Here is a 26,186-nt window from a genome sequence, read left to right on the forward strand (position 1 = left end):
AGGCCGGGCTTCAGCCCGACCCTGGACAAGACTTAGTTGTCGTAGATGCGCTCGCGCGCACGTTCCAGCTTGGCCAGAATCTTGTCAGCGTTGTCCGGCTTGACCATGAATTCCTGGAAGCCTTCCATCGACACTTTTGCCATTTCCGCTGGTGCGTCGCGGTCCCAGAACTGTGCAACACCGCCGGGGCTGTTAGACGATAGCATGACAAAGCCCTGCTGCAGGAACTTGTCGTCGTCCACTGCGGATTGCGCGTTCACAGGCAACTGGCCGAGGTTTGCACCGTTGTTGATTTCGGTCTGTTCGTCCGCAGAGACTGCGAAACGCAGGAACTCACGCGCGGCTTCCTTGTTTGAGGCATTGGCTGGGATATGGAACGTATCGGTCGGCGCGTCTTCAGCCAGTTCAACATCGGGGTTGATGGCGACAAACTGATAGAAGTCCAACTGATCGTCGGTTAGGCCTGCTTCACGCAGCGGAGCCACAGCGAAGTTACCCATCAGATAGGCGGCGGCCTCACCGTTGACCATAAAGGGCAGGGCTTCTTGCCAGCTATAGGTCTGGTGGTTGTCAATGAATGCGCCCATGTCGATCAGCTGTTTCCAGTTGGCGAAGGTCTGCTTAACCCGGTCGTCTTCCCAGCTGATCTCGCCATTTGCGAGTTGATTGTGAAAGTCGAACCCGTTGGTGCGCATGTTCAGGTAGTCAAACCAGCCACCTGCTGTCCACAGGAACTTGGTGCCGATGGTATAACAGGCGCGGCCGGAATCGACGATCTTCTGGCAGTTGGCCAGTTCTTCTTCCCAAGTGGTCGGCTCGGTCAGACCCAGCTCATCAAAGATGTCTTTGCGGTAATAAACGCCCCATTGATAGTAGGTGTACGGAACGCCCCACTGTTTGCCATCAATGGTCATCGCACCTTTGGTCGAGGCCAGATTGTCGGCGATTTCAGGTTCAGCCCACAGGTCCGAGACGTCTTCGAAAAGACCCGCTTCAACATAAGGCTTCATCCGGTTGGCTGCATACCAGGTGGCAACGTCTGGCGTGTCAGCCGTCAGGAAGTTGCGAATCTGGGTCTTGTAGGCCTCACGGTCGATCACGGTGGTTTCGATTTCCAGACCGGGATGTTCGGCCGCGAATCGCTCGATCATCGCTTCCATCGTCGCGCGCGGCGCCGGGTTGGACGTATCGAGGAAGATTCGCAGCTCGCCGGTCAGCTCTGCTGCGACGGGCGCAGCAAGTGCCACACTGGCAGCCAAAGCAGCCGCTGTGCGCTTGAACATGGAATGCATAGTTTCCTCCCTTAAGCTTCCATATTGGTCTCAAATATTGAAACCTTGTTTTATATATTGAAAACTACACATCGACTCGGCTACTCTTGTCAAGACCCTCGTGCCCAAAGCCGAGGGAAAGTGGAGGAGAACAGGCACCCGTGGCAGGTGACGGAACAATAGGAAAAGCATGTGACGTGCTGGAACAGGTCGCGGCCTTCGAACGCCCGGTGCGGTTCGGGGAATTGCTGGAACGCAGTGAATTTCCCAAGGCGACGCTATACCGCTTTCTGCAGTCACTAACCAATCAGGGCATGCTGCACTACGAACCGGAACGGCAGACCTATTCGCCAGGTATGCGATTGGTGCGATTGGCGCATTCGGCATGGACGCATAGCTCATTAGCTCCAATAGCGCGGCCTTTCCTGGACGCTCTCAGCGCCGAGACAGGGGAGACCGTGCACTTGGCGCAACTTGATTCCGGGCAGGTGCTTTATGTGGATAAGCGCAACGCGCAACGACCAATTGAGATGTATTCCGAGGCCGGCAAGGTCGGCCCGGCCTATTGCACAGGCGTTGGCAAAGCGATGATGGCCTATTTGGACGAGGCACAGTTGGAAAAGACAATCTCGCAACAAAGCTTTCATCGGTTCACTGACAAGACCTTGGCCTCGGAAAAGGCATTGCGGGCTGATCTCGTTAAGATCCGCAGCCGCGGTTACGCAGTTGATGATGAAGAGCATGAGCCCGGCATCATCTGCATTGCCTGCCCGATTCTGACTAACGGGGGCCGCATGTTGGGGGCCCTATCGGTGACAGGATCGACTGGGCGAATGGATTTCGAGCAATTGCAATCTTGGGTGCCGCGCGTCCGGCGCGTCGCTGAACAGATCGGCACAGAAGCACAGGCGTGGCGGTTCCCCGAGGGCCAACAGAATAGGATGCAAGCAACATGACAGGTGTAACCCTGAAAGGCGCGATCAAACGGTATGGCCAGACGCAGGTCATTCACGGGATTGATCTGCAGATTGAAGATGGTGAGTTTTGCGTGTTCGTGGGCCCCTCGGGCTGCGGTAAGTCGACGCTGTTGAGGATGATCGCGGGTTTGGAAGAAACCTCGGACGGGGAAATCCATATCGGTGCACGCGAAGTCACGCATGTGGATCCGGCCAAGCGTGGAGTGGCGATGGTGTTTCAGACCTACGCGCTCTATCCCCATATGACCGTGGCCGAGAACATGGGTTTTGGTCTGCGGATGAACGGTGTTGCCAAGGCCGAGATTGACCAGAAGGTTCAGGAAGCGTCAAATATTCTGAAGCTCGATCAATATCTGAAACGCAAACCCAAAGCGTTGTCCGGCGGTCAGCGTCAGCGGGTCGCGATCGGGCGTGCCATTGTGCGCGGCCCCGAGGTTTTCCTGTTCGACGAACCGCTCTCGAATCTGGATGCAGAACTTCGCGTGGAAATGCGGGTTGAAATTGCGCGGCTTCATCAGGAAATCGGCGCGACGATGATCTATGTTACGCACGATCAGGTTGAAGCGATGACCATGGCCGACAAGATTGTGGTATTGCGCGACGGTCGGATTGAGCAAGTGGGAGCCCCTATGGACCTGTATCGCAACCCCGACAATAAGTTCGTGGCGGGTTTCATCGGGTCTCCTGCAATGAACTTCCTTGAGTGCGATATCGTGGACGGCATGGTGCGGCACCCTGCACTTACTGATGATGTCCCGGTCACCGAGAGCGTTCCCAAAGGAGCGACGAAAGTAACATTGGGTATTCGCCCCGAGCATATTCAGGTGGATCGAAACGGTGACACCTGCACAGTTGATCTGACCGAAGCGCTCGGTGGTGTTTCATATTCTTATCTGCTGACGCCAAATGGCGATAAGCTGATTGTGGAAGAACGGGAAGACCAACGCAGTACGAAGGGTGACCGCATCGGGCTTTCGGTTCGTCCTGAGCGTGCGATGCTGTTCGATCCCGAGACGGGTCAGCGGCTGCGATAGGGCTTGCCAGACCGGATCTGTTTTGCATGACTGCGCATTATCCATCGGCTTTCCGGAGGCTTTATGCGCAGTTCCAAAACCATCCATGTGATCTCGGCCCATGCTGAAGGCGAAGTGGGCGACGTTATCGTCGGTGGTGTCGCTCCGCCTCCGGGAGAGACGGTATGGGACCAAAGGACCTTTATCGCTGAAGACCAGACATTGCGGGATTTCATGCTGAATGAACCTCGCGGCGGTGTCTTTCGCCATGTGAATCTTCTGGTTCCACCAAAAAACCCCGAGGCCGATGCAGCGTTCATCATCATGGAACCGGAAGACACGCCACCGATGTCAGGCTCCAACTCGATTTGTGTCTCAACGGTTCTGTTGGACAGTGGCATTCTTCCGATGCACGAGCCTGAAACCCATCTGACATTGGAAGCCCCAGGAGGGTTGATCCGCGTCCGCGCCGAATGCCGCAATGGTAAGGCCGAACGTATCTTTGTGCATAATGTGCCAAGTTTCGTCGACAAGCTGGACGCCCGGATCGAGGTTGAGGGCATCGGGACGTTGCGCGTGGATACCGCGTTTGGTGGCGACAGTTTTGCAATCGTCGATGCCGCCGATCTGGGTTTCGAGCTTACCCCTGATGAAGGGGCTGATCTTGCAAGGACTGGCGCGCGCATCACCGATGCTGCCAATGAGCAGCTTGGCTTCGATCACCCTACTAAAGACTGGAGCCACATTTCGTTCTGCCAGATTGCAGGCCCGCTCGATCGTCAGGGCGATATTCTCATCGGACGTAATACTGTCGCCATCAAACCGGGTAAGCTGGATCGTTCACCTTGTGGCACCGGTGCTTCAGCGCGGATGGCGGTTTTGCTGGCCAAGGGAGAAATAACGATGACCGATCGCTACCACGCGCGTTCAGTCATCAACAGTGAATTTCGCTGCCGTATCGTAGAACGGCATGATCTGAACGGCCGCGTGGCGATCACCCCGGAAATCTCGGGGCGAGGCTGGATTACGGGTACGCACCAGCACATGCTGGACCCCGATGACCCATGGCCTGGCGGCTATCGCCTAAGCGACACTTGGGGGGCATAAGCCGGGGCCAAATTCGACCCCGTACTTTTCTTAGGTTTCAGCCTTCGAGACTGAACATCAATCGTGCGGTCACCGGTACGGTGCGGGTGATGCTGGGTAGTTGTGCCAACTCCATCAGCTTGTCTACGCCTACCGAAACGCCCGCATCCTCGGTGCTGATGAACACCATGTCGTTGGTTGAAACCATGACGGCATCTTCGGCCACACGCAGGACAAACATATCGGTGTAGAATTCCACCTCGGTCCCCGCCAGAGCCAGCTTCGCATCCACCTCAATCGTATTACTGGCACCCACATCCAGCTTCGACACTTGGTCCATATCAATATTCGCGCTCAAGGTTGCGGTCGCGGCTTTGCGAAACACATACTCGATCATCCGTTCGTTACGGATGTCGATATTCGTTTCGACCGACGACAGATCGATATCGATACTAACCTTGCCATCTTCGCTGACATGACCCGAAAGGTTGGTGAAAGAATTGACCTCTCCAACATCATCGATCTTGACCGTTCCATAAGCCAGATGAGACGCATCCGGGTTTAGTGTCCAATCTGCAGCCAGACCCGGGCCTGCAATAATAGCCGACGCAATCGTGATTGTTTTGAACAGAAGTTTCATTTCTTTCCTCCAGGATCTATGACAGTTCTGACCAAGCGGGCCCGGTCCCATGTCAAAGCAAACACACACAGGTCGCGTTTTATTCGATGAGTGTTGAGATGAGCACCGAACAAGCCGTGCGCGGCGCAATCCAGACCCACTCGAAACGGGTCTGGCGGTTTGGGCTGGCTTTGTCGGGTGCGTCGGACGTTGCGGATGATCTGTTGCAGGCGACGGCATTGCGTGCGTTGGAGAAGCACCACCAGGTCACCTCGTATGAACGGCTGGACAGTTGGCTGATGACGATCTGCCGTTCAATCTGGCTGAACGAGATACGGGCGCGATCCGTAAGAAAGGCGCAGGCGCTTTCAGTCACGCCCGAGGCGGAATTAGTCGCGACAGGGCCTGATTCAGAAACGAATATTTTCGCCGCTCAGGTGTTTACTCAAGTGATGCAGCTGCCAGAGGCGCAACGTGAAACGGTAATGCTTGTGTTTGTCGAAGGCTACAGCTACCGCGAAGCTGCGGATATGCTGGACGTACCCATCGGCACAATCATGAGCCGGCTTTCCAATGCCCGGCAGAAACTGAAAACCGTTATGCAGCACGATGCGGCTGACACCGTGCAACGGAGTGGCAAATGAAGTTTTCCGACGAAACACTTCTGGCCTATCTGGAAGGCAGCCTCGATGAGGCCGAAGCCCGCGCCATCGAAGACGCGGTGGCCGAGGATTCTGCACTCGAACACCGTCTCATGGCGCTCGACCCATTTGCCCAGGTTGTGCAGCAGGCTTTTGAAGGCATTCCAACTGAGGCGCCTTCGATCGATCTGCCCATTCCGAGCGCTCAACAATCCAATGCCGGACCGCTCCGTTTGCTGACGGTCGCAGCCTCAGTTGCTGTTATTGCTGCGTCTGCAACATTCTGGGCCACGCGACCACAGGCATTGGGCTGGGCGGAGCAGGCTGCGATCTATCAATCGCTTTATTCACCGGACACGATTGCCGATCTGGACAATTCTCAGCAAACGCTGGACGCGCAGTTTGTTCAGGCCGAGGCTCAGTTGGGTCGTTCACTGAACCGGGACGTGTTGGAAACTCTGCCGGGCCTTGATCTGAAACGTGCTCAGGTACTGTCGTTCAAAGGTAAACCTTTGGTGCAGGTGGTCTTTGCTGACGCCCAGGGTAATCCGGTGGCGTTTTGTGTGATCCGGCAAGGCGCGGGAGCACCGGTCAAGGATGTGAACCTTGCGGTGCTCAGTGGTCTTGCGACAGCGACATGGGCGAATGATGGCTACGGCTATATGCTGTTGGGTGGAGATGCGCAAACAGACCTGAGTGGAGAACTAAGTGTTTTGACCGAGGCGTTCTCAGGCTGAGCGACAAGAATCCGCAAAACCACTTGTGAACCGCGGTAAATGCCCGAAGAATACCCGACATGAAGCCGAACCCTCAGATACCGGACCCGGATGATGAGGCCTTGGAAGAAGGGCCGCGCAGCATCTATGACGCCGATCCGCCGGAAGACGACGATTTGTGGTTCCTTCCGCCCGACGGCGAAGAAGACCCGGGAGAATTTCTGCCCTCTGTACCGAGACCGGACCAGCGTTTGCTGTTTGACCCAAGGGACTGGAGTGCGGCCCAATCCGAGTTATCAGCTGAACTTGCCGATCTGGCCGTGACATTTGGAGCTCTGGATGAACGTTTGCGCGCGGGTCCCAAGGGGTGGGGTCACCGTCTGGCCCTGATGGAGGTCTCGGATCTGGGCTGGTGGACGGGCGATCGGATCAGCGTCGACCGCCTTGCGCTTTGGACCGGTTTGCGGATCGGAGCAACCGGTGATGATGTGCAGGCTTTGTATCGGGCGGGATGGGCAGTGAGGCGGCTGTCGTCGGGTGCTGCGCCATCAGAGGGCGGCTGGGATGCGGGGCTGACCGCTTTTCTAGACCGTCAGGCCCAAGGTTTCGAAGATACACCCGAAGCAGTGATTGATCTGGCGGAAACCATGCGAAATGTCGCCGGTTTGCACCCGGTTACCCAGGCCGCCATCGGATTTCACGCGTGGCGCGCGTTGTCTCCTGGCATCGGACAGGATACCGAGGCCGCGGTCATCGCGGCCCGCCATGCCGCCGCGATGGGTCGAGGTGGCGCATTGTTCATGCCGCTTTCTCTGTCGGGCCCAGGTGCATTGCGGGGGGCAGGATCGTTGGACGAGAAACTTTCGGCCTGGATTCAGGGGGCAGGCCAGGCCTCACTTGCGGCTTTGCTGCATTTGGACCGGATCAGCGCTTGGGAAGGGCGCGCCCGCGACGCCATTTCGGACCTAAGCGGTCGAACCCCACCCTTGCTGATTGATGCATTAACGGCTTGGCCGATGGTTTCCGCCCCGCTGGCCGAAGAACTGACCCATGCCTCGCGTGCAGCGGCACAGCGAAATCTGGACAAATTCAGCGATAGGGGGCTGATCCGCGAAGTAACCGGGCAGGGTCGATATCGCGTATGGACGGCGGCCTTGTAACTGGCATTGATCTGTCGCTTTCACAAAGAGTGAAATGATAGGGTTGTTAGCTGGGTTCCTGGTATCGATCTTGGTACAGGATAAGACAGATCTTTGCGTGTTGTCTGGATCGGTCAGAAACCAATTTGCAAGAACGATAACCGTCCGGGCGATGGCCCGAACGGTCTTTATTCAGTACCAACGACCGACTGCGATCACTGTTGGCGCTATACTGGTAGCGTCCAAGGATGGAGCCATCACCTGATACGTCGCTTGAGTTTCTGAAGGTGCGTCAAACCCCATAAATCGGCCAATACCGCCGCCGTTCCCGCTGAGAGCGGGAGAACTGCTGTCAGCAAAGGCAATAGGGAAATCCCAATTGGCGGTACCGCTGGCGAACATACTACCAGTTGCGGTCGTGCAGGCCACCGCACTTAGAACGGCGGTGCAAATCTGGGTTCCGTCAGCAAAGCGCGTGTAGTCACCATTTGCATTGCCGCCCCTCTCGATCACCGCTCCGCTGGGTACGCCGCTGCTTTCGGATACGGTGCCCAGCACATTGCCCGGTCCGTACCCGTAATCTGCCCGCATCAGGCGACCCGAGGTGGTGTCATCGGCGCTGCTTTGCACAGCCGCTCCGCTGGCTGTTCCGGTTGTGGCGTCAAACCGCAAAGCATCGACCCAGCTTCCGCCATCCTGCGAGACCTTGATTGAAAAATTTGTATCGCCGGATAGGCCCATTTCGGCATGGCCGGTCCAGTTCGATTGAAACAGCAGCGAGGCAGTATCACCGGCACCAGCCTTGTTGATCTTGAGTTGGTGGCCAGCGCCCTCATGCGTCAACAAGGTGGCAGGGCTACGTACGGCCAGACGGTTGGTGCTGTCTGATCCGGTTGCGATGCCGATCCCGGAAAGGTTCTGTGTATTGACCGGCGGGTCGATCCACGCCGACCCGTCCCAGACTTTCAACAGCCCTGCATTTTGATCCCAAGCCCGCCAGCCCATGTCGGGCGTCAAGAAATGCCACCCGTTGTCCAACCAAGCCGCCAGTTTTCCATCCTGTCCGGACCATGCTGCGGTCGGAGACGTGCCCAATGCATAGGTTTCACCCTGATCAGGAGCAGCTGGTGGGATAGTCGCGTTAACGGACGCAACGCTTAGCTGCACCACCAGATCTAGCGCACGCAGCGCTTCGTTATGGGTCACATGTTTTTGGGCCTGCGCGGGTTGCAGATAGGGCAGATTTAGACGGGGAGAGTTCTGTGGCATGGGCATCCTCCTGTGGTGTCGGTCCGATGATGATTGCGCGCTACACTGCCGTGATGTGCGTAAATCCCGCCTGACCCAGCCGAACGCCCAGGTTTCGAAATTTTAAGATTTGGTCTCAGAAATATGGAGACATCTGCCTTGCAGATGCCCCAAAACTTGGATCAGTTCTTGAAATCAGATCTCAGTCACGCGCGTAGACATCTTCGTAGCGAATAATGTCATCTTCACCCAAATAGGTCCCGGTCTGCACCTCGATAAGAACCATTGGCACTTTGCCTGGGTTTACCATCCGGTGCACGGCCCCGAGCGGCACATAGACGGATTCATTCTCAGACACGAGCTGTACCTTGTCGTCAATAGTCACCTCGGCGGTGCCTTCCACGACAATCCAATGCTCGGACCGATGGTGATGCGATTGCAAGCTCAGCGAAGCGCCGGGATGGACGTGAATGCGTTTGACCTGAAACCGATCGCCGATGACGAGGCTTTCGAACCATCCCCAAGGGCGATGATCAACGGGCAATGCTACCGCCTGCTTGGCGCCTTTTGCCTTCAATGCTGCGACGGCCTGCTTGACGTCTTGCGTCCGGTCCATGCTGGCGACTAAAACCGCGTCAGGCATAGCCACGGTGATTACGTTCTCTAACCCCATTGCAACAACTTCTAGCGCGGGCGATTCAGAACGCACAAGCACGTTGCGACAATCTATGGCGGTCACTTCGCCGGCAGTTGCAACGCCGTCTGGATCGGGGTTGCTCAGCTCTTGTACGGCAGACCAGCTGCCCACGTCTGACCACCCGGCGGCATAAGGGACAACGCTGAGATTGTCGGCCTTCTCCATAACCGCATAGTCGATAGAGATGTCCTGAACTGTCGCCCAGGCCTCGGGATCTAACCGCAGGAAGCCCAGATCACACTGTGCATGCTCAACCGCCTTCTGAACGGGCGCAATTAGATCATGTGCATGCTGGTCGAAAGCCTCAAGGATATCTCGGACCGCGAACAAAAAGATGCCCGAGTTCCAAAGATAACTCCCTTCAGCCACCATTGCCTTGGCGTTTTCAAGATCGGGTTTTTCAACGAACCGGTCAAGTTGCACAGAAGCGCCTGACGAGTCCGGTGCTTGGGCGAGCTTAAGGTAGCCATATCCGGTTTCGGGTCGGTCGGGTGTGATCCCAAACGTCACCAGATCTCCACGCTCGGCTATTGTTCGGACACCTTCGGTGACGGCCTCGTGAAAGGCCGCACTGTCTGGAATGACGTGATCCGACGCGGCTACCAGCATCATCCCGTCGGGATCAATGGATGAAAGGTGCAGGGCAGCGGCCAGCACTGCAGGTGCAGTATTGCGTCCTTCGGGTTCGATCAAGATTGGACCCGGATCGACTCCGATGGCCATCAATTGTTCAGGGACAACAAAGCGGAAAGCCTCGTTGGTCAGGATCAGAGGTTTGGCGTAAGGCGTGTCGGTCGGGCCTTTCAACCGCTCGGCACATTGCTGCAGCAGGCTGGTTTCACCAATCAGCGGAACAAACTGTTTGGGGTAGCTTTTACGCGACAACGGCCAAAGCCGAGTACCGGATCCGCCACATAAAATTACAGGATAGACCATGCTCATAATGCCTGCCCCTTCTGAACCTATTAGCTTAAACTATTGAATTGAAATCGGAATAGCTGACACAATTAGGCCTACTGCGCGGCCCGATCAGAGGCCACGACTTCATGCAGATATTGGTTTAGGTCGTCGCGCAGATCATCGCGGGCCAATGCGAACGAGACCGTTGCTTGCAGAAAGCCAGCCTTTGAACCACAATCGAACCGCTGTCCATCAAACTTGTAGCCAAAAACAGGAACACCATTGCCTATATCCTCGGCAATTGCGTCGGTCAGTTGGATTTCGCCGCCACTTCCCTTCTTTTTCTGGTTCAGATTGTATAGAACCGAAGGACCTAAGATGTAACGACCGATCACCGCTAGATTGGATGGCGCGTCCTCGGGTTTCGGTTTTTCAACCATTCCTTTGGCACGGACAACCGTTCCAACATTCTGGCCGGTATCCAGAATACCGTAGGAGCTGGTTTTTTCGTTGGGAACTTCCATCGCGGCGACCATGTTGCCGCCGGTTTCCTCATAGGCTTCGACCATCTGCTGTAGGCAGGGTTTGTCGGCGGCAATCACATCGTCGGGCAGCATCACGGCAAAGGGTTCATCCCCGATCAGTCGACGGGCGCACCAGACCGCATGCCCCAATCCCAAAGCCTTGTGTTGACGGATATAGGCAATTGCTCCGCTTTCCATATTGGTTGCGTTCAATACTTCAAGCAGTTCGTCTTTGCCCTTGGATTTGAGGTCCTGCTCCAGCACGAGATTGTGATCGAAATAGTCCTCAAGCGCTGATTTTCCGCGCGATGTCACGAAGATGAATTCAGTGATCCCGGCCGCACGCGCTTCGTCGATGGCATATTGGACCAGTGGACGATCAACCAATGTCATGATTTCCTTTGGCACCGACTTTGTCGCCGGAAGAAACCGAGTGCCCATTCCCGCTACGGGAAATATCGCCTTGGTGACTTTGCGTACCATACTACCTCACTAATTCTTTATATTGCCGACGACTCTCGGTGATGCCGGAGCCCCACATATAATCTAAAATCCTACCAATCAATCGCACCCGGCTGGTTAGTTACGGGTTCGCTGGAATCTGCCATTAACTTAAGGGCAGAGTCAAAACGAAACACGACCGAAAGCTGGATCAATGAACCAATCCACTAATCACTTATTCAATAAAGTTTAAAACGCGCCCGATAGATTGGATCGGGACGCGTAAGATTATGCATTGGCCATAATCGCCTCAAGCGGATCGTGTTCGGCGACGAAGTGATCCGGGGCAACCTCACTGAGTTGAGGTACATAGTTGGTCTCACCCATAGACAATCTGCTGGGTAGAAAGCGCAAAGCTGCTTTCGGATCCATGGGAGAAGGCAATTCTCCAGGCAGTTTAAGCCGTTGGCGGCTGCGCTCGACATCCGGATCAGGGATCGGAACTGCCGAGATCAGGGACTGAGTGTAAGGATGTTTCGGTTCGGAACAGATCACTTCACCATCGCCCAATTCAACGATGCGGCCCAGATATAGAACCATGATCCGGTTCGAAACCGCACGTACCACAGACAAATCGTGGCTGATGAAGATCATCGATAGGCCAAACTCTTGTTGCAGTTCACGCAACAATCCTACGATCTGGGCTTGAATGGACACATCCAGCGCAGAGACTGCCTCGTCACAGATAATCAGTTTTGGTTTGTTGATCATGGCACGCGCGATTCCAACACGCTGGTTTTGCCCCCCGGATAGTTCGTGCGGATATCGGTTAATCATGTTGGCCTTCAAGCCAACACGCTCCATCATCTCGGCGATCAACTTTTTGCGTTCCCGCTCGGTCAGATCCGGGCGATAGGTTTTCAGCGGTTCCGCGATCGAGGCCGAGATTGTCATCCGTGGATCAAGGCTCGCCAGCGGGTCCTGAAACACGATCTGCAGGTCCTTGCGGTACTTGTTCAACTCGGCCCGTTTCAGCCCGACGATCGGATGCCCCAGCCAGCTGACATTACCCGCGCTGGGTTCGATCAATTGCAGCACAGCCCGGGCCAGCGTGGATTTGCCACAGCCGGATTCTCCAACAACACCCAGGGTCTCGCCCTTTCGGATGTCGAAACTCACGCCATCAACGGCTTTTAGGGGTACCTTGTGCCCAAAAAGACCACCCGAGACATGGATCGGGAAATGCACCTTGACGTCATCCACTTTCAGTAACGGTTCTTCCGTCTGCGTAAGAGCTTTCGGAGCATCGCCCGCATCAATTCGCGGCATAGCCTCAAGTAGCGTTCGGGTATAATCATGCTGAGGAGAACGAAAGACTTCGCGCGTGTCACCGGCCTCGACAAACTCACCCATACGCATGACTTGAATATTGTCGCACATGCGCGCAACAACGCCCATGTCATGGGTGATCAGAGCTATGGCCGTACCTTCATCCTTTTGCAACCGTACCATCAGGTCCAAAATGTCGGCCTGAACGGTCACATCCAACGCAGTAGTCGGCTCATCCGCGATCAAAAGTTTGGGATTACACAGCATCGACATGGCGATCATCACACGCTGACGCATGCCACCAGACAATTCATGTGGATATTGATCCAGCCGCCGTTTCGCTTCGGGGATGCGAACGCGATTCAGCCAGTCAAGGCAACGTTGGCGGGCAGCCGAGCCTTGCAAACCTTCGTGAACCTGTAGCACTTCGCGCATCTGCTGGCCGACCCGCAGATGTGGGGTCAGGGCGGTCAGCGGATCCTGAAAAATCATGCCGACGTCTGAGCCACGGATCTTGTTGATTTTGTTCACAGGTAGATTCAGGATCTCCTGACCATTCAGCAAAGCAGAACCAGACGCATGGCCAGCGGAGGGCAACAGCCCCATCGCTGCCATGAACGTCTGGCTTTTGCCCGAGCCACTTTCGCCGACGATGCCCAGACATTCGCCGGGATTAATGTCGAAACTGATGCCCTTTACAGCTTCAACCACGCCGTCGGGTGTATCAAATCGGACGCTCAGGTCCTTCACGGAAAACAGACTCATATCAGCGATCCTTCGGGTCCAGAGCGTCGCGAAGCCCGTCACCGATGAAAAACATGGTGATGATGATGGCGACATAAAAAGTAAGTGGGAACATCAGCTGCCAGAGCGTACCATACGCCATGGTGCCAGCACCTTCGGCGATCAGGCGGCCCAACGATGTGTAGGGTTCTGAGATTCCGAGGCCGAGGAACGAGATGAAGCTTTCGGTCAGGATCATCTCAGGCACCAGTAACGAAGCGTACACGATCACAACGCCCAACAGGTTGGGCAGAATGTGACGGTACATGATGGTAAATTCGCTGACACCGGCGGCGCGCGCGGCTTCGATAAATTCGCGGTTCTTCAGGGTCAAGGTTTGCCCCCGAACAATCCGTGCCATCGTCAGCCAACCAACAGCGCCCAAGGCGATGAACAGCATGAAAAAGGATCGTCCCGCGACGACAAGCAGCAAAATGATGATCAGTGTTGCCGGAATTGCAAGCAGGATGTCCACGAACCGCATCATGGCACTGTCGGTGCGCCCGCCAATATATCCAGCGGTGATGCCATAGCAGGTGCCGACGATCAGAGCGGTCGCGGCCCCGATCAAACCGACCAGCAGCGATGTGGTGGTGGCCTGAATGACACGGCTGTATAGGTCGCGCCCCAGATCATCGACGCCGAAAAAGTGTCCGGTTTCGATGGATGGCATCCCCATGCCGCGCACGTCCCCCATGACGTTCCAATCGATCTCTTCATTGTTCCAGACCGCGAAGTAAGGCCCAACAATCGTGAACAACACGATCAGACCCAAAATGAAAACGCTGGCCATTGCGGCCTTGTTGCGGACAAAACGTATCCGTGCGTCCTGCCAAAGCGAGCGCCCCTGAATGACCGTGTAATCAGTGATTTCCTCGGCCAGATGGGCGGCTTTTTGTGATTTTCCAAGCATTGCCTGCCCCTCAGTATCGGATTTTTGGATCGAACCAGGCATAAGCCAGGTCTGTCAGAAGGTTCACAACCACGGTCAACGCGCCGTAAAGGATGGTGACCCCCAGCAGCACAGCATAGTCGCGAGACAAGGCCGAGCCGACATAGGCCTGCCCCAGACCACCGGTTGAGAAATAGATGTCGACAAATACCGAACCGGTCAGAACGTAGACAAAAACCGGCCCGAGGTACGAGACAACGGGAAGCAATGTCGGCTTAAGCGCATGGCGCCAGATCACGGTTCTTGTCGGCAATCCCTTGGCCCGTGCAGTTCGAATGAAGTTCGAGTTCAGAACCTCCAGCATCGATGACCGCGTAATTCTTGCGATTGAGCCCATGTAGGAGGTCGCCAACGCAATCACCGGCATCACCAGATACTGCCATTGACCGCCATGCCAGCCGCCACCCGGCAGCCACCCCAACCACAGGGTAAAGGTCAGTATCAGGATCGGCCCCATGATGAAGTTCGGAAGCGCCTGAGCGGCGATACCCAGACCAACCGCAAAATAGTCAATCCAGCTGTTGTGTTTGATTGCAGCGGCAATTCCCAGCGCGACGCCAACGGAAGTTGCCACCAGGAAAGACAACGAACCATAGGTCAACGAAATCGGGAAACCCTGCGCGATGATGTCGTTTACATCCCGATCCTTGAATTTGAAGGACGGTCCGAAATCAAAATGCACCACGATGTTGTACAGATAGTCCCAAAGCTGTTTCCACAGCGGTTGGTCCAATCCATAACGCGCCTCGATATTGGCCAGAACCTGCGGCGGCAATGGCCGTTCCGAGGTGAATGGCCCGCCAGGCGCGATGTGCATGAGGAAAAAGCAGGCGACGATCAATAACAGGATCGTCGGAATAGCGACCAGCAGCCGCTTTAAACTGTAGGCAAGCATTTCATGCCCCCGTGTTTATTGGCCCTGCCCCGGATGTCTCCGGGGCAGGGCGTGGTTCAAAGACGATTATTCAGCGAGCTTGTAGAGGTTCTTCGAGTACCAGTTCTGCTCGACGTTGTTCACCGGCCAGTTGCCTACATCGCTGTCCATCATATAGACGCCTGCGTAGTGATAGATCGGGATCACAGGCGTTTCTTGGGCGATGATGCGTTCAACTTCGGTGTAAAGCGGAGCCGGATCGTCCGAGGTTTTGGCCTCGGCCAGCAGCTCATCAACGCGCGCGTTGGCATATTTGCCGTCATTATAGCCCGAGTCCGACTGCAGCAGGTCCAGGAAGGTCGACGCTTCGTTGTAGTCTCCGCACCAAGCACCACGTGCCAGCTCAAAGTTTTGGTTGCCGCGCTCCTCGAGGAAGACTTTCCACTCCATATTTGCCAGTTCGGCGTTCACGCCAAGCTTCTGCTTCCACATCTGGCTCAGCGCAACGGCGACCTTCTTGTGGTTTTCCGCGGTGTTATAAACCATCTGGAAGCTCAGAGGGTTGTCAGGCCCATAACCTGCTTCTGCTAGCAGCTCCTTCGCCAACTCGTCGCGTTCGGCTTGGGACATGGATGCCATTTCAACGGCCGGGACGGTGAAGCCTGCGGTTGCTTCGGGGGCGAAGGTGTAGGCTTCGGGCTGACCGCCTGCCATCACTTTTTCGGTGATGATCGCACGATCAACGGCCAGTGACAGGGCTTGGCGGACGTTCGGGTCCTTGAAAGCCTCGGGGCCACCATCAGACAGATTGAAGGTGTAATAATAGTTGCACAGGCGTGGGAAGCTGATGGCTTCTACAGGGTGCTCTTCCTTCAGACGTGGGTACTGGCCGGCTGGAATTTCGGTGCGGTCCAGTTCGCCAGCCAAATAGCGGGTCAGGGCGACGTTTTCATCATTGATGACCAGCGCCACGACCTTGTCGATGATGGTGTTATCGTTGTCCCAATAGGCGGTGTTGCGTTCACGTACCGAGCGTTCCTGCGGCAGGTGCTCGGTCAGAACATAAGCGCCGTTCGAGACGATGTTTTCCGGTTTGGTCCAGGCGTCACCAAATTCTTCGATCACTTTCTGCGGTGCCGGGAAGGTTGTCGAATGTGTGGTCATCTGCGGGAAATAGGGCAGGGGGGCGCTCAGGCGGACTTCCAGCGTTTTGTCGTCGATGGCTTTGACACCCAACTCATCCACCGGTTTTTCGCCCGCGATGATCTCGGCAGCGTTTTCAATCGACATCAGTTCCATGAACCACGCATAGGGCGACGACAGTTCGGGATCGACGGCGCGCTTCCAGGCATACACAAAGTCACCTGCGGTCACCGGATCACCATTCGACCACTTCGCTTCATCGCGCAGGGTAAAGGTGTAAACGTCCTTTGTATCGTTGACCGAGAATTCGGTGGCGACACCAGGAACCAGGTTACCGTCCTCATCCTGATTCATCAGGCCTTCAAACAGATCGCGAACAATTTCTGCACCCGATACATCTTCTACGACTTGTGGGTCGACCGAGCTGTGTTCATCGAGAATCCGATAGGTGAAGGTCTGATCGTCGGCCAGGGCTTCTCCGGTTTCGGGATGTGTACCGGCAGCAATTGCAGCACCGGTAATGATGGTCGAGGACAACAGTCCTGCCAAAGAGGTTCTGATTATTTTGTTCATGTGTTTACTCCCATTTTTTATGGTTTCGAACGTCCAAACCGCATTCGCGGTGGGCGCTTGTCTGCCATTTTGTCTCCGGCAATTGTCTGGACTTTACCTTGATCTAGATCGTGCCAAGATCGATAATTTCGGCATTCATGCATCAGGCAATGTCGGAGATCCGAATGCGAAAGCTATCTTTCACTGCCCATGAACCTGTCAGTTTTGAAGCAAAGGTAAAGGGTTTTGCGGTGGGTGAAGACCACAAAGGCTGATTAGAACCGCAGCCGGCGGAGGTGTTAAAATTTTATTTTGAAACGCTTCGTGGCAGTGACATTTTCGTGAAGCTCAACATATCACCGTGGGTGAATGTGTTCGCATTGATGCTCGTAAATGGCGAATCAGTACGCTGCTACGGCTTCAGAACGGCCTTCAATGAGGCATCGGGGAAGCAGGTTGGTGTGCTTCCAGAAGCCTCTTGCCAGCGCCCGATCGAGCGTCGGGTTTTGTATCCGGGCAGGCCATCGACGCCACCGACGTCATGACCCTGTTGAACAAGCACCTGCTGCATGCTGGCGACATCTGAGCGATAGAGATTGCCGACATCGCCCCAACGACCCCGAAAATCGCCAACTCCGTATTGGATGCGATCGCCGACATGACCCACAAACAGCGCATAAAGGTCGCTGGTGTTATAGTCTTTGAGGACATAGAAATTGGGCGTTACGATAAAGGCCGGACCGCTACGACCGGCAGGCATCATAAGATAGCCCTCGGCATCAAGTTCATGTGCCGGAAAAGGTTTGCCGGAAACGCGATTTACGCCCATGGCGACCCAATCGCGGATCAATCGCCCCTGATCAGGGCCCTCCAACGCGCAAGAAACGGTCGTGGGTAGGATAACTTCGAACCCCCAGTCGCGGCCTGTCACCCATCCGTGCTCGTCAAGATACGCGCCGATCGATGCAATCGTGTCCGAGGCCGAGCCCCAGATATCAGCCCGGTCATCCCCATCGCCATCGCGCGCGTAAGTCAGAAAATTTGTGGGCATGAACTGAGGCTGCCCCAAGGCACCCGCCCAACTGCTTTTCAGTGCGTGGCCTTGGCCGTGACCGGATTCAGCGATCTGTAGCGCAGCAATCAGTTCAGCCGTGAAATACTCTGCCCGTGTGCTCATGAACCCTTTGGTGCCCAGCACCTGAAACGCATTATGGCGGATCGGGACTTGTCCGTATCCGCTTTCGCGGCCCCAGATGGCCAGTATGATTCGGGCGGGTACGCCGGTTTCTGTCTCGACACGTGATAGCGTGTCCGCGTGGCGCTTAGCCATCTTGCGACCGACGGAGGTGGCACCCTGGACTGATCCGGCATTGAAATAACGACCAGGTGAGCCGAACTCGGCCTGCCGTTGTTGCTTGGGTGTCTTTTTAGAGCTGCCCGGCGGAACCAGGTCAGGAAGGTCCCAGTTTAGTGTTACCCCGTCAAAGGCACTTTGGAATGTGCGTTTCGAAACGCCCTTGGCTTTTGCCTGAGGCCATATGGTCTGTTGCAGCCAGCTCTGAAACTGACGCTCAACCGCAGCGCGATCCTGCGCGGCCGAAGGGGCCGCAAGACAAAGCAGGGAGAGGAGAGCAAGAACCAAACGCATATGACCGGTCTCGCGTGCGCATGACTTTATGTCAACATCGGGGTGTTCGGGCAATTTTGCAAAAGTCCTTGAGAAAATCTGTGACTCTGCCGATAGTTGCCGGGAACCCCCGCCGCAAGAGGATCATCAGGCTTGACCTTTTCCCGGATGTCTTCAGTCGCTGTGCCCGCCTTGGTGACGCTTGTTGCTCTGATGTCGACGGCACAGACAGCCGGGGCGAGCGATAGCTTCATGGACCCTCAAGGCCCGATCGCGGCGGTGCAAAAGACCCATCTTTTGCGTGCGACGGCCCTGATCCTGATCGCGGTGATTCCGGTTCTGGTTCTGGTGCCGCTGATCGCCATTCGCTATCGGCGACGGAAAGGAGGAAGCGCAGCCTACACTCCGCATTGGGATTTTTCGGCGAAGCTAGAATTTCTGATGTGGGGCGTCCCGGTGGTGATCGTGATGATCCTGTCCTTCTATCTCTGGAAAGCGACACATCGTCTTGACCCTTATTCGGCCCCGTTTGGGGAAGGGCCCGCCCTAAATGTGCAGGTGGTTGGTCTCGATTGGAAATGGCTGTTCATCTATCCAGATCATGGCATCGCAACGGTGGGAGAACTGGGCATACCGATCAAACAGCAAGTTGCGATGACGCTGACCACAGACACGGTGATGCAGTCGTTCATGATCCCGGCGCTGGCAGGGCAAATCTATGCCATGCCGGGGATGACGACTCGGCTACACCTGGTGGCAGACTCGCCTGAGACGATGCAAGGCGAGAACACACAGTATAATGGCCGAGGATTCACAAAGCAGAAATTCCTGGCGCAAGCGATGCAGCCCGAGGATTTTCAGGCATGGGTCGCCAGTGTTAAAGCGCATGGCATACCGTTGACCGAAAGCACCTATCGGACGTTGGCGATGCGTACGGATCGGGATGAGGTACAGGCGGCATTGGGCACCGAACTCATGCCGCTGAATGCGCTTTATTTCACGCTGGAAGAGGGCGACCTGTTCCATTCGATCCTGCGTCGTTATCACAGCGGAGAGCCTCTGCAGTTGGATCAGCAACCCGGAACGGCTGAATACGGGCAGGAGGCAAGCCAATGACAAATGCCGAGACCGGTTTCTTCGGTCGCCTGAGCTGGGATGCCTTTCCCATCGCTGGACTGATCCAGAACCCTGGCGCAAATGAGATCATTGCAAACGCTGCTGCTGCTATTGTGATCGTGGGCGTAGTGGTAGTGATTGGCATCCTGACGTGGTTCCGGTTGTGGGGCCCGCTCTGGCGCGATTGGCTGACCAGCGCTGATCACAAGAAGATCGGCATCATGTACATTGTCTTCGCCATCGTCATGCTGGCGCGGGGCGTCTTGGAAGGCGTGGTGATGCGGGCCCAACAGGCGGCGGGACCGGGGGACGGATTTCTGGAACCCGAGCATTTCGCGGAACTGTTTAGCACTCATGGCACCATAATGGTGTTCTTCGTCGCGGTACCTTTTGTCTTTGGCGTCGCTAATTACATAATTCCGCTCATGATAGGCGCGCGCGACGTGGCCTTTCCGGTGATGAACCAGATCGGGCTTGGTCTGACCGTCTCGGCCGGGCTGATGCTGATGGTCTCGCTGGTGGTGGGCGAATTCTCAACAGGTGGTTGGACCGCCTATCCGCCCTATACCGGGGCCGCGTTCAATCCCGGCGTTGGGCCGGATTACTGGATCTGGGCCATCGTGGTCTCTGGCGTGGGCACAACACTGACTGGCATCAACTTTGCCGTCACGATCTACAAGCTGCGTGCGCCGGGGATGAAGTTCATGCGGTTGCCCATGTATTGCTGGACGATAATCTGCAGCTCGATTCTGATCATCTTTGCCATGCCCCCCCTTGGTGTAGCTGCATTGTTGCTGGCCGCTGACCGATATCTCGATTTCCACTTCTTCACCAATGACCTTGGTGGCAACATGATGAACTATGCCAACCTGTTCTGGCTGTTCGGTCACCCCGAGGTCTACCTGCTGGTCCTGCCCGCCTACGGCATCTATTCCGAAGTCTTTGCCACCTTTTCGGCCAAGCGGCTTTATGGCTACAACTCACTGGTCATCGCAACAATGTCGATTGCGGTCATGTCCTTCACGGTTTGGTTGCATCATTTCTTCACCATGGGGCAAAGCGCTCTGATCAACGCGGTGTTCGGGATTGCCACGATGCTGATCGCCATTCCGACCGGGGTAAAGGTCTATGACTGGATGGCGACTCTGTACCGTGGGCGGATTCGATTCTCGGTCCCGATGCTTTATGGCCTTGCGTTTTTGATGTTGTTCGTCATCGGCGGCCTCAGCGGAGTGGTTCTTGCCAATCCAACCGTCGACTATCAGGTCCACAATACGCTGTTTCTGGTTGCGCATTTCCACAACGCGTTGCTACCCGGTGTGCTGTTCGGGTTGCTCGCCGGCTATAACTACTGGTTCCCCAAGGCCTTTGGGTTCCGTCTAAACGAGTTCTGGGGCCGCGTTTCGGTTTTCTGCTGGACAGTTGGGTTTCTGCTGACCTTCATGCCGCTCTACTTCGTTGGTCTGATGGGCATGCCCCGCCGGTCGTTCAGTTGGGAGGATCCCAGCTTTCACCCCTACATGATCACCGCCGTCATAGGATCGCTGGTGATTACTTGCGGGTTGCTTTCGATCCTGGTCCAATTGTGGGTCAGTATACGCGACCGAGAACAGACCCGCGCACCGGTCGGTGATCCTTGGGATGGGCGTACGCTGGAATGGTCGATCCCGTCTCCACCGCCACCCTACAACTTCGCTATTATTCCGCAGGTTGGCGAGCGCGATGACTTTGCTGCAGCTAAGGAGCGCGGACAAGCCTATCCTGCACCCGCGGCCTACGAAGATATCGAGATGCCGCGCAACACCGGCATCGGGTTTATCCTCTGCGTGCTCAGTGGCATCTGGATGTTCTCTCTGGTCTGGTGGATCTGGTGGCTGGCAGCACTGATGACCATCGCGATGATCCTCGCCATTATCATCTGGAGTTTCGACACCAGCACCGAGGTCATCATCCCCGCCGAAGAGGTCCGCAAAGAACACGAGGCGTGGTTGGCGCTGGTCCACAGCACCGCCGCTGTGGATCGCGATCATGAAAGTACACCGGAGAATCGCGGCCTCGCCCGCCCGGATATGGAGGCCGTGATATGAGGCGCGCACCCAAGCACAGCTATCCGGGGATAAACCTCGGTGAGGACCACGCCAGCGCTCACAAGGCGACCGAGGTCGTCACTTTCGGCTTCTGGGTCTTCCTGATGAGCGATCTGGTCTATTTCGGCCTGATGTTCGCGATCTATATCACCATGATAGACGCGCAGGCCGGCGGTCCGGGCCCGCATGAGCTGTTCGACCTGAAAAGCATCTTTGCCCAGACTCTCATTCTGCTGACCAGCAGTTTGACCGTCGGGCTGGCGATGTTGGCGCTGAAATACAACCTGCCTCGGGCACGGATCGTGCTGTGGTTCGGAGTGACACTGCTGCTGGGGCTCAGTTTTCTGGTTTTGGAAATCCGTGATTTCATGAACATGGCAGCCCAAGGCGGTATCCCACAGCGTAGCGGGTTTTTGTCGGCCTTCTATGGTCTCGTACCGCTCCACGGCTTGCATGTTGCAGCCGGGTGTCTGTGGCTAATCGTGCTGGGTATTCAGCTGCGTGTGTTCGGGCTGACCGATCTGCTGATGTCGCGTATGGTGCGGTTGGCGCTATTCTGGCATTTCCTCGACCTGATCTGGATCGGCATAATAACCATCGTGTATTTCGGAGGGCTGGCCTATGGATAAACGATCCGAGATGCATCACCGCGAACGGCGGCGTTACGTGATTGGCTATGGTGGGTCACTGCTGCTCACGCTGGTGGTATTTGTGATCGCCTATCATTTTGGTATTGAAACACCAGGCGTCTATATGACCATCGGCCTTCTGGGGTTGGCACAACTGGTTGTTCAACTGATCTATTTTCTACACATCGACCGCCGCCGCAGCAGCCGAGAGGATCTGGACCTGGTTCTGTTCTCGACACTTGTTCTGCTGATTATCATCGGCGGGACAGTTTGGATTCTGGGCAATCTGGCCATGCGCATGCATATGCAGGTGATGTGAGGTCGCTCGATTAGGCACCGAGAAGGAAGCTGCTTATGAAGTCATTCAAGGCAATTGCCGCCGCAGGGATACTGGTCACGATTGCTATTGGATTGTTCCTTTTCTGGCGGCATGAAGAGCGGTATCCGTCAACAAAAGACGCCTATATCGGCGCGAATATCATCTACGTGGCCGCACAGGTGACCGGGCAGGTTTCAGACGTTGCGGTGGTCGAAAACCAGCCGGTCAATGCAGGCGATTTGCTGTTCTCGATTGATCCGACACAGTTCCAAGCCTCGGTCGATCAGGCCAAAGCTAATCTGGACAGTGCCATTCAGCAGGCTGACTCCTTCTCGAACCAGATCACCGCTGCACAGGCCGCTGTCGAAAGCGCCAACTCTTTCTACGAAACCGCGCAGAGCAATCTTGAACGCGCCCGAGCTTTGTTTTCGGACGGGGACCTCGCGCAGGCCTCGCTGGACCAAACTACGTCCGAATTCGCACAGGCTTCGGCCCGGTTGACCACCAGCCGGTCCGAGCTTTCTGCGTTGCAAAGTGGCCTCGCGGCCCGGCAGGACAATGTGTTGTCCTCGCAGGCTGCGTTGGAAATCGCGCAGGCCGATCTTGTCTGGACCAAGGTCTATGCCGCGGCCGATGGCTGGATCGCAAATCTGACGCTGCGGCCAGGGTCGTCTGTCTCGGCCAATGCGCCGCAATTTTCCATTGTCGAGTCGTCTGACTGGTGGGTCGATGCAAATTTCAAGGAAACATCACTGCCACGCATCCGACCCGGTCAGCCGGTCACAGTGCAGGTGGATATGCTTCCAGACACGACCCTGACCGGCAAGGTTGCGTCGATCGGTCGAGGCTCGGGCGATACGTTTTCGTTGTTGCCGTCCGAAAACTCCAGCGGCAACTGGGTCAAGGTCACTCGACGTTTCCCGGTGCGGATTGAGCTTGATCCAACTGATGCTCCGCTACGTGTAGGAGGCAGCAGCAAAGTTACGGTGGATACAACCGGAACCAGCCAATGACTGATGCCGGCCATATCAATCGCGTGATTGTCGTGGCCGTCGTGCTCAGTGCAATTCTCGAAGTTCTGGACAGTACCATCGTCAATGTTGCGTTGCCGCATATTCAGGCGGCTTTTGGGGCCACAACCGATCAGGCGACATGGATCTTAACCAGCTATATCGTCTCAGCCGTTGTGGTCATGCCGCTGACCGGGTTTGTCGCGCGTCGGGTCGGGCGGCGCAGGCTGATCCTGACTGCGGTCACGGGTTTTGCCACAATGTCTGTCATGTGCGGCCTGTCATGGAGTCTTCAGACTATCGTCGCGTTCCGCCTGGCGCAGGGGATGTTCGGCGCGTTCCTGATCCCGTTGTCGCAGTCCATCCTGTTTGATGCCTTTCCGCGCGAAAAACGGGGGCAGGCCATGGCGGTCTTTGGCTTGGGCGTGGTGGTCGCACCAGTGTTGGGCCCAACTGTAGGCGCAGTCCTGACAGAGTATTTTTCGTGGCGAATGGTGTTTTTCGTCAACCTTCCGGTCGCTGCCATGGCCCTGCTGCTTTTAGCGGGCGAGTTGCCGGACGACAAAACCGAAGAGGTGCGCATCGACTGGAAAGGTCTGGCGCTGCTGGCACTTGGCATCGGATGCCTTCAATTCATTCTTGACCAAGGTGAGACCAAGGACTGGCTGTCATCGAGGATGATACAGCTGGCGCTGATCGCTTCGGTTCTTGGGGCGCTGGGGTTCATAGTCCATTCTCTGACATCCCGGCATTCTGTCGTTGATTTGCGCCTTTTTGCGGATCGCAACTTTGCCCTGTGCAACCTGGTGATAGCGGGGTTCGCGATCTCATTGTTTGGCGGGATCGCCATACTGCCAACCTTTGTGCAAAGCCTGCTCGATTACCCCGTGATCGTATCCGGTCATTTGTTCATTCCGCGCGGAATCGCCGCAGGTGCATCGATGGTGCTGACCGGGGCCGTACTGGTCACCCGGTTTGATCCACGAGTTTTAGCCGGGTTGGGGATGCTGTTGACAGCAGTGGGGAATTTCATGTTGGGCACGCTCAACCTCGACGCCGGTTTCTGGCAACTGGCTTGGCCGGGCTTTGTCAGTGGTCTGGGGATGGGGCTGGTGTTTGTGCCGATGTCTATTCTGGCATTCGAGAGCATCAGTAAATCAAGGCAGGATGAGGCCTCGGGCCTATTCAACGTCACCAGGCAGCTTGGCTCTTCGGTAGGTATTTCATTGGTGGGGACTTGGGTCGTGCGTGGCCTGCAAACCAATACGGCAGTGCTAAGCCAGAATGTGACACCCTACAATCCTGCTGCACAGGCTTATCTTGCGCCGCTGGGGCTGACACCCGATAGCGCCCAGGGCGCCGCCATTTTGGGACAAGAGATCGCACGGCAGGCCGAGATGATCTCGTACCTTACTGTATTCAACAATCTTGGACTGCTGGCGTTGGCCACGATCCCACTGTTGTTCTTCTGCCGCGCGCCCAGGCCCGACCAAAGGGCTGCAGCACCCGTTCACTAGCGCATCAGAACAAGGCCCAGCCATAGCGCGAACCAGCACAATGCGAGGCTGAGAGCGATGTTACCGGCGGCAAATACGATCGTCCGTTCACGGTGCAATTGCAGCGATTGATAGGCGAAGCTTGAGAATGTGGTGAAGCCGCCGCAAAACCCGAATACAAGGCGTTTTTCCTCTTCGCCCATTTCTGCAGAGCCACCCAGATAACCAATCCATAGACCCAGCAGAAGGCTGCCCAGAACATTCACGATCAGGGTCGAGTACGGCAGATCATGCGTCACCCGAAGCGCCAGCCAATGCCGCAGTACAGCCCCCAATCCTCCGCCCAATGCGAACATGGCATGCAGATACAAGGTCGTCATTCCGATGTTTCCCGGGAATGATGCCGCCGACCCAGCGCTTCCCCAAGAACCGCCGCCGTAAGACCAAATGCGATCTCCGCGATTACGGCGATAACCACAAACCAATTCCCGGTTTCTGCCAGTCTTTCCAGCTCGGCAACGAATGAGGAAAACGTCGATAGCCCACCGCAAAATCCGACGGCCCCTAGATGCAGGACGTGGGCGTGGACACGATTTCGAATGGCATAGAGCCAACCTAGAACGAAACAGGCCGCAACATTGATGCCGAAAGTCGCGGTCAGGAACGGAGCGCCGGGGATCTCCAGCGAAAATAGCTCGCGCAGCAACGACCCTGCAGCACCCCCCACAAAGACGGCTGTATACATCAGGGCGCGATGCCCGAATGCAGGCGCTGTTTTCGACACTGCGGTTGATCCTGCTCTGACCAGCGTTTCATTTTGCATACAGACTGCTTTTGCTTGGTTCAACCGGCCTCGCTAACCCAACCGTTATCTTTGTTTGATTAGCAAGGGCTTGCGCAAACAGGTCAATTTGTTCCACGTTCTGGATGAAGAGCAGGGTCATGGACCCAATGTCCATTCAAGGTCACGCTGTCACAGCGCTACTCAGGGAGATAG

24 protein-coding genes are annotated in these 26,186 nt (G+C 56.0%); 12 read left to right on the forward strand and 12 right to left on the reverse strand.

Annotated features, from left to right (window positions below):
- Positions 1–32: 32 nt before the first annotated feature.
- Complete coding sequence (locus ACR0L9_RS11120; protein WP_170394448.1) at positions 33–1,292, reverse strand: ABC transporter substrate-binding protein; 1,260 nt, start codon at positions 1,290–1,292, stop codon at positions 33–35.
- A 140-nt stretch (positions 1,293–1,432) separates the two neighbouring features.
- Between ACR0L9_RS11120 and ACR0L9_RS11125 the strand changes: the two genes are divergently transcribed.
- The 3 genes from ACR0L9_RS11125 to ACR0L9_RS11135 all read left to right on the forward strand — a co-directional run bounded on the left by ACR0L9_RS11125 (position 1,433) and on the right by ACR0L9_RS11135 (position 4,368).
- Entirely contained in the window at positions 1,433–2,227 is a 795-nt protein-coding gene (locus ACR0L9_RS11125) for an IclR family transcriptional regulator (RefSeq protein WP_170394450.1), read from the forward strand.
- Positions 2,224–3,282, forward strand: a complete 1,059-nt coding sequence (locus ACR0L9_RS11130) for an ABC transporter ATP-binding protein (RefSeq protein WP_480895668.1) — start codon at positions 2,224–2,226, stop codon at positions 3,280–3,282. The genes ACR0L9_RS11125 and ACR0L9_RS11130 overlap by 4 nt, the downstream gene beginning before the upstream one ends.
- Before the next feature lie 63 nt (positions 3,283–3,345).
- Positions 3,346–4,368, forward strand: coding sequence for a trans-3-hydroxy-L-proline dehydratase (locus tag ACR0L9_RS11135; protein WP_480895669.1), 1,023 nt, complete (start codon positions 3,346–3,348; stop codon positions 4,366–4,368).
- Between the two features lie 37 nt (positions 4,369–4,405).
- Here the strand turns inward: ACR0L9_RS11135 and ACR0L9_RS11140 are convergent, their stop codons facing one another.
- A complete protein-coding gene (locus tag ACR0L9_RS11140; protein WP_170611659.1) occupies positions 4,406–4,987 on the reverse strand; it encodes a YceI family protein in 582 nt (193 codons plus the stop codon).
- A 98-nt stretch (positions 4,988–5,085) separates the two neighbouring features.
- On the opposite strand from ACR0L9_RS11140, the gene ACR0L9_RS11145 reads away from it, so the two are divergent.
- From ACR0L9_RS11145 to ACR0L9_RS11155, 3 genes are read left to right on the forward strand one after another with little or no spacing between them, the layout of a single operon-like run.
- Complete coding sequence (locus ACR0L9_RS11145; protein WP_255612221.1) at positions 5,086–5,610, forward strand: RNA polymerase sigma factor; 525 nt, start codon at positions 5,086–5,088, stop codon at positions 5,608–5,610.
- Positions 5,607–6,344 (forward strand): hypothetical protein, encoded by a 738-nt coding sequence (locus tag ACR0L9_RS11150; protein ID WP_170611657.1) that lies wholly within the window; start codon positions 5,607–5,609, stop codon positions 6,342–6,344. The genes ACR0L9_RS11145 and ACR0L9_RS11150 overlap by 4 nt, the downstream gene beginning before the upstream one ends.
- Before the next feature lie 59 nt (positions 6,345–6,403).
- On the forward strand, positions 6,404–7,483 hold the full coding sequence (locus tag ACR0L9_RS11155) for a helix-turn-helix domain-containing protein (RefSeq protein WP_480895670.1): 1,080 nt from the start codon (positions 6,404–6,406) through the stop codon (positions 7,481–7,483).
- 171 nt (positions 7,484–7,654) lie between these two features.
- Here the strand turns inward: ACR0L9_RS11155 and ACR0L9_RS11160 are convergent, their stop codons facing one another.
- From ACR0L9_RS11160 to ACR0L9_RS11195, 8 genes are all read right to left on the reverse strand, one after another.
- Positions 7,655–8,731, reverse strand: coding sequence for a DUF2793 domain-containing protein (locus tag ACR0L9_RS11160; RefSeq protein ID WP_170646939.1), 1,077 nt, complete (start codon positions 8,729–8,731; stop codon positions 7,655–7,657).
- Between the two features lie 181 nt (positions 8,732–8,912).
- Positions 8,913–10,349 (reverse strand): mannose-1-phosphate guanylyltransferase/mannose-6-phosphate isomerase, encoded by a 1,437-nt coding sequence (locus ACR0L9_RS11165; RefSeq protein ID WP_170422831.1) that lies wholly within the window; start codon positions 10,347–10,349, stop codon positions 8,913–8,915.
- A 71-nt stretch (positions 10,350–10,420) separates the two neighbouring features.
- The gene (gene galU / locus ACR0L9_RS11170) at positions 10,421–11,314 is read right to left on the reverse strand and encodes a UTP--glucose-1-phosphate uridylyltransferase GalU (RefSeq protein WP_170407796.1); all 894 of its coding nucleotides are present in this window, start codon (positions 11,312–11,314) and stop codon (positions 10,421–10,423) included.
- Between the two features lie 246 nt (positions 11,315–11,560).
- Complete coding sequence (locus ACR0L9_RS11175) at positions 11,561–13,366, reverse strand: ABC transporter ATP-binding protein (RefSeq protein WP_480895671.1); 1,806 nt, start codon at positions 13,364–13,366, stop codon at positions 11,561–11,563.
- Between the two features lies 1 nt (position 13,367).
- On the reverse strand, positions 13,368–14,297 hold the full coding sequence (locus ACR0L9_RS11180; RefSeq protein WP_170394482.1) for an ABC transporter permease subunit: 930 nt from the start codon (positions 14,295–14,297) through the stop codon (positions 13,368–13,370).
- Positions 14,298–14,307: 10 nt separating this feature from the next.
- The gene (gene oppB, locus ACR0L9_RS11185; protein WP_170422826.1) at positions 14,308–15,231 is read right to left on the reverse strand and encodes an oligopeptide ABC transporter permease OppB; all 924 of its coding nucleotides are present in this window, start codon (positions 15,229–15,231) and stop codon (positions 14,308–14,310) included.
- Between the two features lie 66 nt (positions 15,232–15,297).
- On the reverse strand, positions 15,298–16,926 hold the full coding sequence (locus tag ACR0L9_RS11190) for a peptide ABC transporter substrate-binding protein (protein ID WP_170407804.1): 1,629 nt from the start codon (positions 16,924–16,926) through the stop codon (positions 15,298–15,300).
- 391 nt (positions 16,927–17,317) lie between these two features.
- Positions 17,318–18,553: a lytic murein transglycosylase gene (locus tag ACR0L9_RS11195; protein WP_480895672.1), complete on the reverse strand. Its 1,236-nt coding sequence runs from the start codon at positions 18,551–18,553 to the stop codon at positions 17,318–17,320.
- Between the two features lie 147 nt (positions 18,554–18,700).
- Between ACR0L9_RS11195 and ACR0L9_RS11200 the strand changes: the two genes are divergently transcribed.
- The 6 genes from ACR0L9_RS11200 to ACR0L9_RS11225 are packed head-to-tail and all read left to right on the forward strand — an operon-like array spanning position 18,701 to position 25,210.
- Positions 18,701–19,648: a cytochrome ubiquinol oxidase subunit II gene (locus ACR0L9_RS11200; protein ID WP_480895673.1), complete on the forward strand. Its 948-nt coding sequence runs from the start codon at positions 18,701–18,703 to the stop codon at positions 19,646–19,648.
- Positions 19,645–21,735, forward strand: coding sequence for a cbb3-type cytochrome c oxidase subunit I (locus tag ACR0L9_RS11205; RefSeq protein ID WP_480762768.1), 2,091 nt, complete (start codon positions 19,645–19,647; stop codon positions 21,733–21,735). Before ACR0L9_RS11200 ends, ACR0L9_RS11205 begins: the two co-directional genes overlap by 4 nt.
- Positions 21,732–22,364 carry a cytochrome c oxidase subunit 3 gene (locus tag ACR0L9_RS11210; RefSeq protein WP_170422821.1) on the forward strand — a complete coding sequence of 211 codons (633 nt, stop codon included), beginning with the start codon at positions 21,732–21,734 and terminating at the stop codon, positions 22,362–22,364. Before ACR0L9_RS11205 ends, ACR0L9_RS11210 begins: the two co-directional genes overlap by 4 nt.
- Positions 22,357–22,683 carry a cytochrome o ubiquinol oxidase subunit IV gene (locus ACR0L9_RS11215; RefSeq protein WP_255612219.1) on the forward strand — a complete coding sequence of 109 codons (327 nt, stop codon included), beginning with the start codon at positions 22,357–22,359 and terminating at the stop codon, positions 22,681–22,683. Before ACR0L9_RS11210 ends, ACR0L9_RS11215 begins: the two co-directional genes overlap by 8 nt.
- A gap of 35 nt (positions 22,684–22,718) precedes the next feature.
- Positions 22,719–23,696 (forward strand): HlyD family secretion protein, encoded by a 978-nt coding sequence (locus ACR0L9_RS11220; RefSeq protein ID WP_170509660.1) that lies wholly within the window; start codon positions 22,719–22,721, stop codon positions 23,694–23,696.
- Positions 23,693–25,210 (forward strand): DHA2 family efflux MFS transporter permease subunit, encoded by a 1,518-nt coding sequence (locus tag ACR0L9_RS11225; RefSeq protein WP_480895674.1) that lies wholly within the window; start codon positions 23,693–23,695, stop codon positions 25,208–25,210. Before ACR0L9_RS11220 ends, ACR0L9_RS11225 begins: the two co-directional genes overlap by 4 nt.
- On the opposite strand, the gene ACR0L9_RS11230 is transcribed toward ACR0L9_RS11225, so the two are convergent.
- Positions 25,207–25,569, reverse strand: a complete 363-nt coding sequence (locus ACR0L9_RS11230) for a fluoride efflux transporter FluC (protein WP_480895675.1) — start codon at positions 25,567–25,569, stop codon at positions 25,207–25,209. The genes ACR0L9_RS11225 and ACR0L9_RS11230 overlap by 4 nt on opposite strands.
- Entirely contained in the window at positions 25,566–25,973 is a 408-nt protein-coding gene (locus tag ACR0L9_RS11235; RefSeq protein WP_480895676.1) for a fluoride efflux transporter FluC, read from the reverse strand. The genes ACR0L9_RS11230 and ACR0L9_RS11235 overlap by 4 nt, the downstream gene beginning before the upstream one ends.
- Between the last annotated feature and the right edge of the window lie 213 nt (positions 25,974–26,186).

The sequence above is a fragment of the Ruegeria sp. I3 genome (assembly GCF_056532525.1).